Source organism: Ruegeria sp. SATB027 (assembly GCF_059613825.1).
Genome location: NZ_JBXWTH010000049.1, coordinates 36,955 through 52,411 on the forward strand (window position 1 = coordinate 36,955; position 15,457 = coordinate 52,411).

Sequence of the window (15,457 nt, forward strand, 5' to 3'; positions counted from 1 at the left end):
CCGTACTGCCTGACAGATCAAGCACCCGTTCGGACCGCAGTGACCAGATCTGCGGAAATTACTTGACCACCTTGCAGGGTCAGCAGAACAGCATCCTCTCCTACCTGCGCTTCGACGACGCGGTTATAGGCAGCAACCGGTTTCTCGGAAATCAGCCGGTCATTTTTGTAGCTTTCCAGCGTCGCGGTGTAGTTGCCAGCAGCCATCGGATCGCCTGAGGAACTCACACCTGCCCAAGCAAACTCCGTCGCTGTTGTGGGAACAGAAACCGTGTCGACGACTATGCCTTCATGATCACGGATCACCAGTCTGGTTGCGTCCGCGTCAGAATCCGCGTTCGAGAACAGGGTCACCGGCTGGCCGTTGAAATGGAAACCCGAGGCAGATCGGACGTCCATTCCGACCCAGCTTGCAAGGTCGTTCAGATTGACACTGCCAAGCGTGCTGGTCAGGGCGGAAAGCAGGTCATTGGTTTGAACCTGTTGTTCAACCATCGAAAACTGCGCAAGTTGCGATGCGTATTCGGTTGAATCCATCGGCTCCAGCGGGTCCTGATTTTGGGCCTGCGCGGTCAGCATCAGCAGAAACGTTTCGAAATCCGAGGTGATCGCAGAACTCCGGGACGGACCGGCAGTTTGCTGAGAGGTGGCAGCCTGTGTGGCGGTGACGGGTGTGATCATTTTTCAATATCTCATATCGATGCCCCTGACCGGAGCAGGAGTTTGTGGAAGCGGCGTGGCTTGCGCGGGGTGTACGTTCTGAACCGGTTCGGATTCCGGTGCGGCCTGAGCGTCGAATTCATCTGTCCACTGATCCCGTGCACCTGAATCCGACGGAGTCCCCAGATCGATGTTCAGGTTTCCATAGCCCAGTTTCTGAAACTCCTCCGTAAGAACGGACAGGTGGCGGCGCAAAAGTTCCATCGTGTCCGGGCGTTCGGTTGCGATTGTCATCTGGAGCCCGTCATCCCGACCGTTCAGCACAATGGATACGCGCCCCAATTCTTCGGGGCTTAGCGAGATTTCCATGATGCCGGTTCCCGGTCGGGTCTGAATCGTTGCCGCCAATTGCCCGGCTATGGCACGGGCAATTTCAGCACGGGCGAACGGAGAGGGCATCGCCGAGTGTTGTGCCACCTCGCGGGGGGCTTGCTGAACGGGTTCGTCTAAGGCGATGGGCACAGAGTCAACCTCATGAACCGGTGCCGCCTGTTCCGCTTCGATTGAGTTGAGGATCAGCTGAAGCTGTGCAACGGGTGTCGCGCGGTTTGGACTTGTCGGATTGGGCGTGGCAGCGACTTCCGCTGTCTCGGGCGCCGTCTTTGCGCTTTCAAGGAGGGGTTCGGCTTTCAACCCGCCTGTCTGGTCCTTTGATCGGTTTGGCTGGCTTAGCACAGGCAAAGCCTCTGAGGGTTTTTGGGTTGGCGTGACCTGGGTCGAAGCGGTGTGAACCTGCTCTTCGATTGGTTGCTCGGGCACAAAGGGTTGAATGTCGGTCTGACGGGGCAAACCCGTTGACGCAACGGTTTGTTCCGGTTCTGTCGTACCCGTTGCGGGGATATCCGCTGCGGCAGGAACAAACGGCGCGGGATGCACTGTATCTGCCCCAGGCGTTTCGGATGTCCCGGCCATTTCGGTCTGCGATGAAATGTTGTTTGCCAACTCTGGTGCCCGAGGTGAAATCGCCTCGACAGATGCCTCAGCCGTGTTTGACAGAACGGCCTCAACCTCAATCTCGGCAGTTTCGTCGGTGGTTTCGATAGAAGTGGCCAAAGCCGTGGTGCCGGGGAGAGGATGTGTTTGGTTTCCCTGTTCAAGGATGTCCTCGAAACTGTCCGACCCGGCAGTACGACCCGGATCTTTGGCGGGCGAACTGGGTTTCGCAGTTGCTGTTGGCGCTGCGGCTGCCAGCGTTAGTGGGTTGGGCATTTTGCTCTGGCTCCGTGTGATTGATCAGAACTCTGCCCGCAGGAAGTTACGTTTATTTTAACCGCTTTCACCTTTGATCGAGAAAGTTCGAAGCATTTTCGGAGAAAACCATGCACGTCTCAGCAATTCCCCAGGTGGCTCAAACGCCATTGGCCCAGACACGACTGAAAGACGCGGCCATCGAGTTGGAGGCCGCATTCCTCAGCGAAATGATGAAGTCGGCCGGATTGGGCAAAACGCGCCAGTCTTTTGGAGGAGGAGCCGGTGAAGATCAGTTCTCTTCGTTTCTTGTTCAGCATCAGGCACGCGAACTGGCCCGGGCTGGCGGGGTGGGTTTGTCAGAAATTCTGCTGAAATCACTGATGGAGAAAACCGATGACATCTGAAGTCGACATGGCACTGATCAAGTCTCTGGAAGAAGTTCTGGATCTGGAGCGTGCGGCGCTTGTCCAGGGCGATTTGGACCGCCTGACGCATATGGTGCCGGAAAAAGAAAAACTGATCGGCGCGATCAACGACCTTCAGGTGCTTGACAGCGATGCATTGGTTCGAGTGCAGCAGAAAGTCGAACGCAATCAGGCATTGCTGAACAGTGCCGCCGGCGGGATTCGGGCCGTCGCCAGCCGCATGGCTGAACTGCGACGGGTTCGGCAGGAATTCAGCACGTACGGCGCGGATGGGCAACGAAGTGAGTTTTCCGTTCGAAATACGGCAAAGCTGGAAAAACGCGCATAGGCTTGGGTTTGATTCAAATCTGAAACACCTGGTTCGGGCGTTTTAGCACTCCGTTAGGGGATCGGGCTCAAAAGTGATGCTGCACCTGGAAACATCAGGTGGCGCGAACAGCCACGCGGCGCGTCGCACAAGTCAGAAAGACACCAATGCCCGCAGATATTGTGGGGTGAACATGGGCGAAAATCGCCCGAAGGCAAAAGGATAAAAGCTATGTCCAGCATTCTGACAAACAATGGCGCGATGGTTGCGCTGCAAACTCTCAAGTCGGTCAACAAGAACCTGGCGATGACCCAGAACGCGATTTCGACCGGTAAGGACGTCGCGACAGCCAAGGACAACTCGGCGGTTTGGGCGATCTCGAAAGTGATGGAGTCCGACGTCAAGGGCTTTAACGCGATCAAAGACAGCCTCGCGCTGGGCGAATCGACTGTTGCAGTTGCGCGAAATGCGTCTGAAACTGTCACCGACCTCTTGACCCAGATGAAAAGCAAGATCGTCGCGGCGCAGGAAGACAACGTTGATCGCGGTAAGATCAATGACGATGTGACCGCACTGAAGGATCAGATCGCATCGGTTGTCAGCGCGGCCCAGTTCAACGGTCTGAACCTTGTTGACGGCTCGACCGGCTCTGCATCGATCCTCGCATCGTTGGATCGGGACAACACCGGGGCAGTGACTGCGTCGTCAATCTCAGTCTCGGGGCAGAACCTGTCGACCGGTGGATATGTCACCAAACAGGTTTTCGACGGCTCTACCGGCGCATCGACCGGCAATGACCGCGTGGGGGCAACCATTGACAATGGTGCAACGGCCGCGACGGCGTTGGTGACCGATGAATCCAGCGGCGCTTTCGCGGCCGGAGACAAGGTTGTCGTCGCCATTAACGATCAGGTTGTTTCCTATACCGTTTCCGCGGAAGATGCTGCTGCGACGACGACCGGTGACCTTGTTGCTGTCGGATTGAAATCGAAGATCGAAGAGCTGGGAATTACCGGCCTGACCGTCGATTACGACTCCGGCACTGCGGGTACGTTGTCGGTTACAAACGGCACAGGATCTGACATCTCGTTCTCGGCTCAGTTCGTGAATGCGGGTGCCGGTGGTTTGGGCGCACTGGCAGGTATTGATGTGTCGACAGGTGCGGGGGCAACCGCTGCGTTGGCGGCCGTCGAATCGCTTATCGACACGTCGATTGATGCCTCGGCCGCCTTTGGCTCGGCGCAGGGTCGTATCGAGACCCAGAAAGAGTTCATTTCGAATCTCTCTGACTCGTTCAAATCCGGTATCGGTGCGCTGGTCGACGCTGACATGGAAGAAACCTCGGCGCGTTTGCAGGCCCTTCAGGTGCAGCAGCAGCTGGCAACACAGTCGCTTTCGATCGCCAACCAGGCGCCGCAGTCGATCCTGTCGCTGTTCCGCTAATACGCAACGCGGTCCGGGGCGCGGTTTTCGCGCCCCGGTCGTGACTATCTGACGACGGCTTTTTGGAAGGATTTCAAGTGACCCCGCAAACCCTCGCTCAATACACCTATGCGCAAGCCGCCGCGCCGACGCGAACGCCCCGTGACACTGAATATGAGGCAATTTCCAGAATTACACGGCGTCTCAAGGCGGCCACGGCGCGCAAGGCAACGGATTTCTCGGCGTTTGTTCAGGCCGTGCACGAGAACCGCCGGTTATGGGGGGTGCTGGCGACAGGTGTCGCGGATTCGGCAAACGCTTTGCCGAACGATATTCGCGCCAGGATTTTCTACCTTGCCGAGTTTACGGAACTGCACAGCAGCCGCATTTTGGCGGGCGGCGCGTCCATCGAACCATTGCTTGAAATAAACACGGCGATTTTGCGCGGATTGCGCCAGATGAGGGCAACCTGATGAGCGGGCTGGTTTTGAAACTTGCCCCGAAGGAAAGGGTGCTGATCAATGGTGTTGTGATTGAAAACGGCGACCGCCGTGGCCGGTTTTCGATCATGACGCCGCAGGCCAATGTCCTGCGGTTGCGCGATGCGATACATCCGGATGAAGTAAATACTCCGGTGCGCCGTGTCTGCTATGCCGCGCAACTTGTTCTGTCCGGAGACATGGATCCGGCTCGGGCGCGTCAACACCTGTTGCGCAGCGTAGAAGAGCTGAGCCAGGTTTTTACGGATACAGACAGCCGTCGTGTATTGTCCGAGGCGACAGACGCGCTGGTGGCCGAGCAATACTATAAATGCCTCAAGTCACTTCGCTCGCTTCTTCCGCGCGAAGAACGGTTGATGGCCTATCAGCAATGAGCTTTCAACCTGTCATTCCGACTGGCGGGATCGTCGGCTGGCGGTTTCTGCAACGTACTTACCAAGGACAGTTTCAAAGTTTCTCGTCTTCGGCAGTGAATGAGAGGGAGACAAAGTACTTCCTGGACAACATTAGGAAAGTGAAGACCGCCGAACAGTTGGTTTCTGACCGCAGATTGTTGCAGGTCGCTTTGGGTGCCTTTGGGTTGGAAGGGGATGTGGATAACCGGTTCTTTATCCGGAAAATCCTGGAGGACGGAACACAGGCGGATGACGCTTTGTCCAATCGTTTGGCGGATAAACGGTACCGGGAATTTTCGGATGCTTTCGGGTTTGGTCCGGGAGCTGTTCGAAAAACGGTGCTGGTCACAAATATGGAAGAGATAGCTCAGGCCAGCCTGTCAGCGCGGTTTGAGATCGCGGTCGGACAGTCAGATGAGACGATGCGCATTTCGCTTTATGCCCAGCGCGAGCTGTCTGATCTGGCGAAAAGCGGAAGCAGTACAGATACGAAATGGTTCGATCTTATGGGATTGCCGCCGCTGCGCAAAATGATGGAAACGGCGCTTGGGCTACCGCCATCATTCGCCCAACTGGATATCGACAAGCAATTGGTCGAGTTCAAAAGCCGGTTATTCCGTCTGACTGGATCGGATGATCTGGCACAGTTTTCCGACCAGAAGGCGGTTGAGAAACTGACCGACACCTATCTGGCCAGAAGTCAAATCGCGGGTCTTCAGAGTACGATTTCGCCAGCGCAGACCGCTTTGATCTTGCTTGGGGCTGTGTGATCAGAAGACATGGGGCAAAAGCCCGGGTCGCAATCTAGTACCCGACATCTCTCGTTTGACCTGCACAAACCAAAAGTTAACCGTTCAAAATCTCGTCGGCTGTGGTTTGCAATGCGTAGCATATAACGGGTCTAGTCACGTTGTGCAGGTTGACCGCGCCCAATGGTAAGGTGTTGGAACAGGCAGGCTCAATATCTTCGGACACGACTATGCGATGGCCTTCGGTTTTCCCATATTCGCCCAACCGCGCTGCTATGTTGGCCGCTTGTCCAATAACCGTAAAATCAAGTCGTTCACGAGAGCCCACATTGCCATAGGTGACGCGCCCATAAGCCACGCCAATAGAACAGTCGCAATGTATGCCGGTACCTGCTTTGCGCAACTCTCCCAACGTTTCGACGATTTTGATTGCCGAGCGCTGGGCATTGGCACGGGCCGCGCTTGCGTTTTCATCGGCTGCCGGGAATACCGCCAGAACAGCGTCACCAATGAATTTCAGAACTTCGCCTTCGTTTTCGTGAACGATACCCGAGACGGTTTCAAAGAACTCGTTCAAAACACTGATATAAGTGCCCCGCCCCAGTTTCTCTTCGAGGCTTGTCGAGTTGCGGAGGTCACAGAACATGATTGCTGCGTCGATCTCATCCCCGTCACCGCGCCGGATCTCGCCCCCTAGAACGCGTGCGCCAGAGCGTTTTCCAACATATGTTTCCAGCAAAACCTGTGCATTCTCGCGTTGCATGAACACTTCGTAAAAGCGGGCGATTACCGAAGAGCATTCGAATACAAGGCCCAGATTCTCGGTGGTGAAGCCGTTGGGATGGTCACAGGTCAGGGTCAGAACGTTGGTCCGACCGTCAGAGAAGGGCAACGGCATCGCGACATAGTCGGTGGCACCCTTTGCCCGCAACTCCTCCATGATTGGGAAGCTGTAATGCGGGTTATCGTCGTTCAGTCTTTGCCGTACGCCGCCCAACCCGTTCGAGACATGGCGCAACGGGCTGTTGATGAAAGCCGGGTGATCATAGATTTCGTAGGTCGGGGCGCGGGTCAGAATCTCGTCCTGATCCTTTTCCCAGATATAGTGTTTGCCCGCGATCAGGGGGTGCAAGGACCATGCCAGAATGCTCAGCCGCTGGATGGCGATGCCGTGCTCCAGCATCTTCTCGGCCAATGCCTTGGTAAAGCTTTCGGGCGTGGTCGCGGCGGAAGCGCCGCGCATCAGCCAGTCGATCAGTGGTCCGCTGATATTGCCGTCGTCAGGCTCGCGCAGGCGATTGTCGCCCAGGTCAATCCGGGTGTAGGCGCCGGACACAAACCCGATACAGCCCCGGATGTCCGCGCTTTCCGGCAGGGCTTGTTCGTAAGCCCAGACGGAATTGGTCAGAGGCCCCGAGGCCAGTTGGATGTCGTGGTAAGTGGCGGTGCCTTTGAACGGGCAGAATGTTTGCAGGTCCGTTTCTTCGCTCAGATCCACACATACATCTGCGCGGGGAACGTAAATCGTTGGCGGCAAACGCGTTTCATACATCACCTTTGCGTTTGTGCTTTCAGCCAGAAGAATGTCGTTCCGGTAAATGGCAATCCTGCCTTCCAGCGGCTCAACTGAGATTCCATATCCATTCATCTGTGGCGCGGCGTGGACGTTCATAAGCGACCTCCTCTGCCTGGGGTTTGTTTAGAATGGGGCTTTTCACCTGACATTCCAAGAGGCTGCAACGGGAATTTACCGGGCGCGAGCGACGCGCCAAAACGTCAGACCATTTGAATGACGTCCTTCTCGATCGACAGCATATACCCCTTCTTGGCAATATTCTTGACCAGCAGTTCGCTGACCATCTGGTTGCCAAGCGCGTCGCGCAACCGCTTGATCCGTGTTGCGCCCGCGGCTTCGTCACAATCGGCGGCATCGCGACCGGAAATCATGGCCTCGATCTGGGCGCCGGACAATACCTCGTCATCCAACCGGGATTCCGCCAGAATCGACAAGGTTTCCATCGCGGCGGGCGTCAGTTTGAAATCCATGTTGTTAAGGTAGACAGTGTTTTCTTCGCGACTGATCAGCAGCGACGTTACCTGAATGCCGGTACGTTCGATCTGTGCCATGCGCCGGTTCAACAAGACCAGCATCACCAGAAAGACCAGTGCCGAGATCATCATCGCACTGGCAAAAACCAGCAGCACATAGATTACCATCCGGTAACTGGACAGGGTGTCAGCAAAGGCGGTGCCAGACTGGGCCAGAATTTCAAGCAGGCGAATCTCGGTCTGTGACGTCAGATCGGCCTCGACAAACAGCCGCTCGACACGTGCGTTGAACGCATTTGCGTCCGGCAAGGTCCAGAACAGGAAAACGGCAGCGGTGATCAGAATGACGACAATGGCCGCGATGCCCAGCACAACCAGCCGGACACCCGACCGGCGTGCTTCAGAAACGGAGATAGAATTGTCCGGCATTGCCTTTCCTCTGATCCAACCCTTCCGGCCCGAAAACGGACTGCACTTCAAGCAAGGTCCAACCCGACGCGTTCAGGCGCTGGGCGATTTCTGCCCGGGCCTGTCCCTTGTCGCAACTTGTGACCTGCATGACGCCGTAATGCAAACGCAGCGGGTTGTCCTTCTTGGCTTTGTAGTCCGCATAACAATCTGCCGCTGTCGCAGCAGAACCAAGCGATAACAGGGCCGCAAAGGTCAGAGAAGAGAGGATCTGTTTCATAGGCCGCATCCTGCGCATGAGTTGCCGCGATATTCAATAACCCAAGGGGTTTGCTGCCCCTGATATCCGATAACACCGGGCCGTTATTGCTTGTCTTGGGCAGGTGCCCCCACTTTCAGGGCAATCAGCACGCGGTCCGTCATACGGTCGCACGAACATCCGAAAGGACAGGCATCATGCATAAGAAATTCATCGCTTTGATCATTGCGACCGCGGTTGCGATTACCGGTGTGTCGGCTTCTCAGGCGAAGGCGGCCGACGCAAAGGACATTCTTGGAGGGCTGGCGGCCATCGCTATTATCGGTGCCGGCGTTCATTACTATAACAAGGAAAAGAAAAAGGATCGGGCGACGCGTCAACAGACCTATACCCATACACCACATGTGACGCAGCCGGTGCGTCCGTTGCCGCCGCATGTGGCGCGTTACGACCTGCCCCAGCGCTGCCTGCGCACCTATGATGGGTATTCGCAGGACCATCCGCTGCTTGGGCCGAAATGCCTCGAGAAACATTACAAACATGCCAATAGCCTGCCGCAAGAGTGCAAGGTCGGTTTCTGGAATGGCAAAAAGGTCAGGCGGGCCTATGAACCTGCATGCCTGCGCCAGAAGGGATACCGCGTCGTTTATCAGTAGTTCGGGTTGAGCAGGAACGGCGCCAAAGAAGTGCCGTGAGAGAGAGGGTGGTGTGGGCCGCCCTCTCTTTTCTTCTTGCGGTGCTGCGCGAAACGCGGTTTGCCAAGGGCATGACAATGCCAAACTTCGAACTTGAGCAGGCGCTGCTGGACATGGGCCACATCCGTATCGCCGGTGTGGATGAGGTCGGGCGCGGCCCATTGGCCGGGCCGGTTGTGGCTGCCGCCGTGATTCTGAACCCGAAGCACTTTCCCGAAGGGTTGAATGACTCAAAAAAGCTGACCGCAAAACGCCGGGCCGTGCTGGACGCCGAGATTCGGGACGTTGCTGAGTTCGCGGTGGCCGAGGCCTCTGTCGCCGAAATTGATGAGGTCAATATCCTGAGGGCGTCGCACTTGGCGATGATGCGCGCGGTGGAGGCGTTGACCCCGGCACCTGATTTCCTGCTGATCGATGGCAACCTGATTCCGCAGGGTCTGAGAATTCCATCACAGGCCGTTGTGAAGGGCGATGCACGATCGGTGTCGATCGCGGCTGCTTCGATCCTGGCGAAAAACTGGCGCGATCAGGTGATGGTGGATTTAGCGCAACAGCATCCGGGTTATGGGTGGGAAACCAACGCAGGCTATCCGTCAAAACAACACAAGGAAGCGCTGCGAAATCTTGGCGTGACCCCACACCATAGGCGTTCGTTCAAACCGGTGCACAACATCTTGTATCAAGAGTAAATCGTAAGCTGCTGATTCAAAAAAGAATTTGACGGCGAATCGACTTTGACTCATCCTTGTCTCAACCAAATGAGCGCAAAAGCGCCGTGGACACTTGAGGCAGTGATATGACAACGACCACCAAAAAGGGCGCAAGAGCGCTCCCTTTAAACACGATTCTATCCGGGGACTGCATCGATGTGATGAACAGTCTGCCCGAGGCGTCAGTGGATCTGATTTTTGCGGATCCGCCGTATAACCTGCAATTGAAAGGTCAGTTGCATCGCCCGGATAATTCGCAGGTCGATGCGGTGGATGATCACTGGGATCAGTTCGCAAGTTTTGGGGCGTATGACCAGTTTACACGCGAATGGCTGAAGGCGGCACACCGCCTGCTGAAGCCCAACGGCGCGATCTGGGTGATCGGTTCTTACCACAATATTTTCCGTGTAGGCTCGGCTTTGCAGGACGCAGGATATTGGATCCTCAACGACGTTGTGTGGCGCAAGTCGAACCCGATGCCGAATTTCCGGGGCAAGCGCTTTACCAACGCGCATGAGACGATGATCTGGGCCTCCAAACGCGAGGGCGCGAAATACACGTTCAACTATGAGGCGCTGAAAGCCCTGAACGAAGGTGTGCAGATGCGCAGCGACTGGGTGCTGCCGATCTGTACGGGGCATGAGCGGCTAAAGGATGAAAACGGCGACAAGGCACACCCGACACAAAAGCCGGAATCGCTGCTGCACCGCGTGTTGATTGGCTCGACCAATCCGGGCGATGTGATTTTGGATCCGTTCTTTGGCACAGGTACAACCGGTGCAGTCGCCAAAATGCTGGGTCGCGAGTTCATAGGGATCGAGCGCGAGGAAAGCTATCGCAAGGTGGCCGAGAAGCGCATCTCGAAGGTGCGCAAATTCGACCGTGAGGCTCTGGAAGTCAGCGCCAGCAAGCGCGCCGAACCCCGCGTTCCCTTCGGTCAGCTGGTCGAACGTGGGATGCTGCGCCCGGGCGAAGAGTTGTATTCCATGAACCAGCGCCACAAAGCCAAGGTCCGGGCTGATGGCACATTGGTCGGTGACAACGTCAAAGGCTCGATCCATCAGGTGGGCGCGCATCTGGAAAACGCCCCGTCCTGCAACGGCTGGACATACTGGTGCTTCAAGCGGGACGGCAAGACCGTACCGATTGACATCTTGCGGCAACAGATCCGCGCAGAGATGCACAACTGAATTCACGAACACCGCCGGTGCCTGTGGCCTGACACATGGCACTATGCCTTGCCCCGCCGATCAACCGGCGGGGTCTTTTGTTTTGCCTTCAACAGTGATTGCATAAGGCTGCCTAGCCTCCGCAAGAAAGACCACGGCCATGACCGAGACGACCGCACAGCCCCGCCGAAGCCTGTTTTTCACCCAGCCCGATGCGTTTGATCTGGACAACAAATATACCGAGGCTGCGTTGGAACGGCACAAGCGCGAGGGTCTGGAACTGGCTGTGCGTGCGCGATGGGTGGCGATGGCGCTGACTGCGGTGCTGCTGGTTTTTCTGAACCCGCAATGGGAGGTGCTTTGGTATCACTTCATTCTGCTGCTGATCTGCGGCAACGGGTGGTTGATCCGCCGTGCAGGTCGTGTCGGGCAATCGCGGGGCGAGTTGTTTTTGATTTTCGTCGACCTGCTGATCATGACGCTTGGGATGATCGTACCCAATCCCTTCAGCGATGATGTCAGGCCATTGGCCATGCAATACCGGTTCGACAACTTTCAGTACTTCTTCATCATTCTGGCGGCAGGCACATTGGCCTATTCCTGGCGGACCGTGATCGCCATAGGGACCTGGACGGCGATGATGTGGACGATCGGGTGGATCGTTGCCTGGTGGGTCGCAACGCCTATTCCGGGGATCAGCGAAAAAGTTGCGACCGCTTTGCAAGGCTACCCGGATGTTGCCGAGCTTCTGGATCCGAACAGTTTCATGGCGCCTCAGCGCATCCAGCAGGCAATCGTTTTCATGATGGTGGCCGTGACTTTGGGCCTTTCGATGCAACGGCTGAACCGGCTATTGATGAGCAATGCAGGGCTGGAACGGGAACGGGCCAACCTGTCACGCTATTTCTCGCCCAACGTGGTAGAGGAGCTGAGCCAGAATGACGAGCCGCTGAAACAGGTCCGAAAAGAGAATGTAGCCGTTCTGTTCATCGACATCGTCGGGTTCACGAAATACGCCGCCGGTCGTGACCCTTATGACGTGATCGAAGTGCTGCGGGGCTTTCACGCCCGCATGGAAACCGAGGTTTTTCGTCACCACGGGACCCTGGACAAGTATCTGGGGGATGGCCTGATGGCGACCTTTGGCACCCCGGTGCCCACGCCGTTGGACGCAAGCAACGCGCTGGGATGCGCGCGCGCTATGGTCAGCGTGATCGACCGATGGAATCTGGACCGCCGCCGGGCGGGAGAGCCTGAAATCCGCGTCGGGATTGGGGTGCACTATGGCTCGGTCGTGCTGGGCGACATTGGTGCGAACCGGCTTGAATTTGCGGTCATCGGGAATGCCGTCAACGTCGCGGCCAAGCTCGAGGCGCTGACGCGTGATTTGCAGGCGCGTATCGTGGTCAGTGACGCTGTGCGCGCGCGGATTGCAGAGGAAAACCAGTCTGCGTCTGTCGCCATGACTGGTTTTGCAGAGCTTACCGATCAATCCGTGCGCGGCGTGGAAACACCGATGGATATCTGGGTGATGAAAGGCTGAAGACCTTACACCTCGCCAGAACAGTACCCAATGCGCCGAGCCTGATGGGTCCCGGGCGGTGCATCGGTTACGCATCAGGTGCGGGGTTCAGGGCCTTGTTATAGGCGTGCCAATCGGTGATCTCGGGGTAGTACTGGCGCCGCCATTCCCTGACCCGCGGGTTCATAACCCGTCGCCACAGCGGTGGGATCATCGCAGCCACAGTCATGACAGGATAGCCATAGGGCAGTTGCGGTGCCGTTTCGGGCGTGTGGTGTTGAAGCAGCGGGAACCGGCGGTTTGGCTTGTAGTGGTGATCCGAATGGCGCTGAAGATTGATCAGCAACCAGTTTGAAGCCTTTTGCGAGGCGTTCCAGGAATGCCGGGGCAGGACGTGCTCATACCGCCCGTCGCCCAGATATTTCCGGGTCAACCCGTAATGTTCAACGTAGTTGACCAGTTCCAGCTGCCAGATCGCGACCCCGGCCTGCAAGAGAAAAAGGGCCAGACCGGACCATCCTCCGATCAGGGCCGCCAGTGCCAGCATCCCCCCTTGCAACGCCCAATACCGCCAGAACGGGTTGGAGCGGTCGGTCCAGGGGCGGTCCTTGCGGGCCAGTTTTCCGCGCTCGGCGTTGAAGGCCGAGATCAGACTTTGCCGCAACACCCTAGGGTAAAAGCGGTGAAACCCTTCGTTGTATCGCGCCGTCACCGGATCGCGTGGCGTTCCCACATGACGGTGATGGACCAGCAGATGCTCGGACCGGAAATGAGAATAGAGCACCATGGCAAGAAGGATATCGCCCAGCCAGCGTTCCCAACGGCTTTTCTGATGCATCAGCTCGTGGCTGTAATTGATACCGACCGTACCCGTGATAACACCCATGCCAAAGAACAGGCCGATTTTCTCAGGCGTCGAAAGCTGACTGCCGTGGCTCGCGTACCAGATCAGGCCAAACAGGGTAAGGAACTGAAGGGGTGCCCAAAGCTTGGTCAGCAGGATATACCGTTGCAGAGCATCGTCTGGCGTCTCAGGGTCCGCATTTCCCACGTTGAGCCCGGTGATCCGGTCCAGCACGGCAAAGACCCACCAGGTCGAGATCGGGATCAGCAGAACCCACCATCCGCCCGCGAAAGCAGTGAACCAGATCAGTGGGATCAACAGAAGGGACACCCAGAAGGGTGATGCCGGTTGCCAGCGTGCCAACGAGACTGTTGCGCTCATCTCTGGTGCTCCTACTAGATGGGGACAGCCTAGCCGCGAGGCCAGGGAATGCACAGCGGTGTTATTGCCCTTTCCACAGATCATAGGCTTTGCGCATCACCGTGGGCAGGTCGCTGGGTTTGAAGCTGTGCTTTCCCACTGCGATCAGATGATCGGGAACATCTTGACCGGTGGTTTCTGCGGTCCAGATTCTTAAAATCAGATGAAAATGCGTAAAAGTGTGGCGCACCTCGCCCGGCACCATCTTCCAATCTGCCGCAAGCGGGGGGTGCTCGACCGGATCGTCAGCCCATTCCGATCCGGGCCAGCCCAGCATTCCGCCCAGCAAACCTTTGTCCGGTCGGCGCTCGAGCAGCAAGGCCCCATCTGGCATGCGCGCGATGTAAACGTGACCGTGACGGGTGGGTTTGGGCTTTTTCGGTCTTTTTCGGGGAAGATCAGCCTGTGTTCCCGCAAACCGCGCTTGGCATGGATCGCGCAGCGGGCAGATGCCACATGCCGGGGATTTCGGCGTGCAGATCGTGGCCCCCAGATCCATGACTGCCTGTGCGTAGTCACCGGGCCGAGAAGAGGGTGTCAGCGCTGAAGCTTTTTCCTTCAGCAGGGGTTTCGAGCCGGGTAGCGGCGCATCAATGTCGAAAAATCGGGCCATGACGCGTTCGACATTGCCGTCCAGAACCGTTTCAGGCTGATCGAATGCGATGGCCGAGATTGCCGCAGCTGTATAAGGGCCGATTCCGGGTAATTTCAGCAGCGCATCATAAGTTTCGGGGAACTGACCATTGTGATCCCGCGTCACAACGCGGGCGCACTTCAAGAGGTTGCGCGCACGCGCGTAATACCCAAGGCCGGCCCATTCCCCCATGACCTGCTCATCCGGTGCGGCGGCCAGCGCCTGAACCGTAGGCCAACGTGTCACGAAGCGCAGAAAGTAATCCCGCACCGCTGCTACAGTCGTCTGTTGCAACATCACTTCGGATAACCAGACCCGATAAGGGTCAGGGCGCACCCCAGCGGCGCGCTCTGCCGGTCCTGTGCGCCATGGCATGGCGCGAGCGTTGTGGTCATACCACTCCAGAAGCGCAGCGCTGACGGTGAATTCAAAGGAATCACGCAAGTTTTATTCGTCTCCCTGTCAGGTTTCGCTGGCACCCGGTGTTCTGCCTATTACAATAGCGGTGCAGGAGTTGGAAACCAGATGCAACGCAGACGTTCGTCAACCCGCGGGTTCAAGCGCACCGCGTCTTTGCTGAATGACCAGATCAGGCGCGCCGGGGAAAGCCGGGGCTTTGCTGTGTCACGTCTGTTGACCCATTGGGCCGAGATCGTGGGTCAGGATACCGCCGCTATCGCGCGCCCAGTCAGTGTCGGCTATGGCAAAGGTGGTTTCGGCGCGACCCTGACCGTTCTGACCACAGGTCCGCAGGCCCCGATGCTGGAAATGCAGAAGGAACAGCTGCGTGGTAAAGTGAACGCGGTTTACGGTTACAATGCCATCAGCCGTGTCCGCATTACTCAGACCGCTCCGACCGGATTTGCCGAGGGGCAGGCCAGTTTCGACCATAAACCGAAGCAAGCAAAACCCGAGATTGCACCTGAAATTGCAGCCGAGGCAGACAAAGTGTCACGCAGTGTAAATGATGAAGATTTGCGCGCGGCCCTTGAACGTCTTGGGCGCAACGTTTTATCCAAACAGAAACGCTGAGAAAGGG

General features: G+C 57.1%; 18 protein-coding genes. 11 read left to right on the top strand and 7 right to left on the bottom strand.

The window, feature by feature from the left end; all coding sequences use genetic code 11:
- Positions 1 to 17: 17 nt before the first annotated feature.
- Positions 18 to 680 carry a flagellar hook capping FlgD N-terminal domain-containing protein gene (locus AC2FPW_RS15590; RefSeq protein ID WP_496814423.1) on the bottom strand — a complete coding sequence of 221 codons (663 nt, stop codon included), beginning with the start codon at positions 678 to 680 and terminating at the stop codon, positions 18 to 20.
- 3 nt (positions 681 to 683) lie between these two features.
- Positions 684 to 1,928, bottom strand: a complete 1,245-nt coding sequence (locus AC2FPW_RS15595) for a flagellar hook-length control protein FliK (RefSeq protein WP_496814424.1) — start codon at positions 1,926 to 1,928, stop codon at positions 684 to 686.
- Positions 1,929 to 2,038: 110 nt separating this feature from the next.
- Here AC2FPW_RS15595 and AC2FPW_RS15600 point away from each other — a divergent pair, with 110 nt between their 5' ends.
- From AC2FPW_RS15600 to AC2FPW_RS15625, 6 genes are all read left to right on the top strand, one after another.
- The gene (locus AC2FPW_RS15600; protein WP_267366596.1) at positions 2,039 to 2,314 is read left to right on the top strand and encodes a rod-binding protein; all 276 of its coding nucleotides are present in this window, start codon (positions 2,039 to 2,041) and stop codon (positions 2,312 to 2,314) included.
- A complete protein-coding gene (locus tag AC2FPW_RS15605) occupies positions 2,304 to 2,663 on the top strand; it encodes a flagellar biosynthesis protein FlgN (protein ID WP_496814425.1) in 360 nt (119 codons plus the stop codon). The genes AC2FPW_RS15600 and AC2FPW_RS15605 overlap by 11 nt, the downstream gene beginning before the upstream one ends.
- Positions 2,664 to 2,873: 210 nt before the next feature.
- Entirely contained in the window at positions 2,874 to 4,085 is a 1,212-nt protein-coding gene (locus tag AC2FPW_RS15610) for a flagellin N-terminal helical domain-containing protein (RefSeq protein ID WP_209505009.1), read from the top strand.
- Between the two features lie 77 nt (positions 4,086 to 4,162).
- Positions 4,163 to 4,537 carry a flagellar biosynthesis regulator FlaF gene (gene flaF, locus AC2FPW_RS15615; RefSeq protein WP_496814427.1) on the top strand — a complete coding sequence of 125 codons (375 nt, stop codon included), beginning with the start codon at positions 4,163 to 4,165 and terminating at the stop codon, positions 4,535 to 4,537.
- A complete protein-coding gene (gene flbT, locus AC2FPW_RS15620) occupies positions 4,537 to 4,938 on the top strand; it encodes a flagellar biosynthesis repressor FlbT (RefSeq protein ID WP_267366588.1) in 402 nt (133 codons plus the stop codon). Before flaF ends, flbT begins: the two co-directional genes overlap by 1 nt.
- The gene (locus AC2FPW_RS15625) at positions 4,935 to 5,729 is read left to right on the top strand and encodes a DUF1217 domain-containing protein (protein WP_496814428.1); all 795 of its coding nucleotides are present in this window, start codon (positions 4,935 to 4,937) and stop codon (positions 5,727 to 5,729) included. The genes flbT and AC2FPW_RS15625 overlap by 4 nt, the downstream gene beginning before the upstream one ends.
- Before the next feature lie 76 nt (positions 5,730 to 5,805).
- Here the strand turns inward: AC2FPW_RS15625 and AC2FPW_RS15630 are convergent, their stop codons facing one another.
- The 3 genes from AC2FPW_RS15630 to AC2FPW_RS15640 form a co-directional block, all read right to left on the bottom strand.
- Positions 5,806 to 7,380 (bottom strand): DUF427 domain-containing protein, encoded by a 1,575-nt coding sequence (locus tag AC2FPW_RS15630; RefSeq protein WP_496814429.1) that lies wholly within the window; start codon positions 7,378 to 7,380, stop codon positions 5,806 to 5,808.
- Positions 7,381 to 7,484: 104 nt separating this feature from the next.
- The gene (locus AC2FPW_RS15635) at positions 7,485 to 8,186 is read right to left on the bottom strand and encodes a winged helix-turn-helix domain-containing protein (RefSeq protein WP_209598366.1); all 702 of its coding nucleotides are present in this window, start codon (positions 8,184 to 8,186) and stop codon (positions 7,485 to 7,487) included.
- Positions 8,158 to 8,445 carry a hypothetical protein gene (locus AC2FPW_RS15640; protein ID WP_480484131.1) on the bottom strand — a complete coding sequence of 96 codons (288 nt, stop codon included), beginning with the start codon at positions 8,443 to 8,445 and terminating at the stop codon, positions 8,158 to 8,160. Before AC2FPW_RS15640 ends, AC2FPW_RS15635 begins: the two co-directional genes overlap by 29 nt.
- Positions 8,446 to 8,621: 176 nt before the next feature.
- Here AC2FPW_RS15640 and AC2FPW_RS15645 point away from each other — a divergent pair, with 176 nt between their 5' ends.
- From AC2FPW_RS15645 to AC2FPW_RS15660, 4 genes are all read left to right on the top strand, one after another.
- Positions 8,622 to 9,080, top strand: coding sequence for a hypothetical protein (locus AC2FPW_RS15645; RefSeq protein ID WP_480488575.1), 459 nt, complete (start codon positions 8,622 to 8,624; stop codon positions 9,078 to 9,080).
- Positions 9,081 to 9,190: 110 nt separating this feature from the next.
- Positions 9,191 to 9,808 carry a ribonuclease HII gene (gene rnhB, locus AC2FPW_RS15650; protein WP_496814499.1) on the top strand — a complete coding sequence of 206 codons (618 nt, stop codon included), beginning with the start codon at positions 9,191 to 9,193 and terminating at the stop codon, positions 9,806 to 9,808.
- A 107-nt stretch (positions 9,809 to 9,915) separates the two neighbouring features.
- Positions 9,916 to 11,019 (top strand): site-specific DNA-methyltransferase, encoded by a 1,104-nt coding sequence (locus AC2FPW_RS15655; RefSeq protein WP_496814431.1) that lies wholly within the window; start codon positions 9,916 to 9,918, stop codon positions 11,017 to 11,019.
- Positions 11,020 to 11,158: 139 nt separating this feature from the next.
- Positions 11,159 to 12,541 (top strand): adenylate/guanylate cyclase domain-containing protein, encoded by a 1,383-nt coding sequence (locus AC2FPW_RS15660; protein ID WP_496804317.1) that lies wholly within the window; start codon positions 11,159 to 11,161, stop codon positions 12,539 to 12,541.
- Between the two features lie 67 nt (positions 12,542 to 12,608).
- Here the strand turns inward: AC2FPW_RS15660 and AC2FPW_RS15665 are convergent, their stop codons facing one another.
- Both AC2FPW_RS15665 and mutY read right to left on the bottom strand, forming a co-directional pair.
- Positions 12,609 to 13,745, bottom strand: coding sequence for an alkane 1-monooxygenase (locus AC2FPW_RS15665; RefSeq protein WP_267365075.1), 1,137 nt, complete (start codon positions 13,743 to 13,745; stop codon positions 12,609 to 12,611).
- Between the two features lie 61 nt (positions 13,746 to 13,806).
- Positions 13,807 to 14,862, bottom strand: coding sequence for an A/G-specific adenine glycosylase (gene mutY, locus AC2FPW_RS15670; RefSeq protein WP_496814432.1), 1,056 nt, complete (start codon positions 14,860 to 14,862; stop codon positions 13,807 to 13,809).
- An 81-nt stretch (positions 14,863 to 14,943) separates the two neighbouring features.
- Here mutY and AC2FPW_RS15675 point away from each other — a divergent pair, with 81 nt between their 5' ends.
- Entirely contained in the window at positions 14,944 to 15,450 is a 507-nt protein-coding gene (locus tag AC2FPW_RS15675) for a DUF721 domain-containing protein (RefSeq protein ID WP_480484125.1), read from the top strand.
- Positions 15,451 to 15,457: the final 7 nt, after the last annotated feature.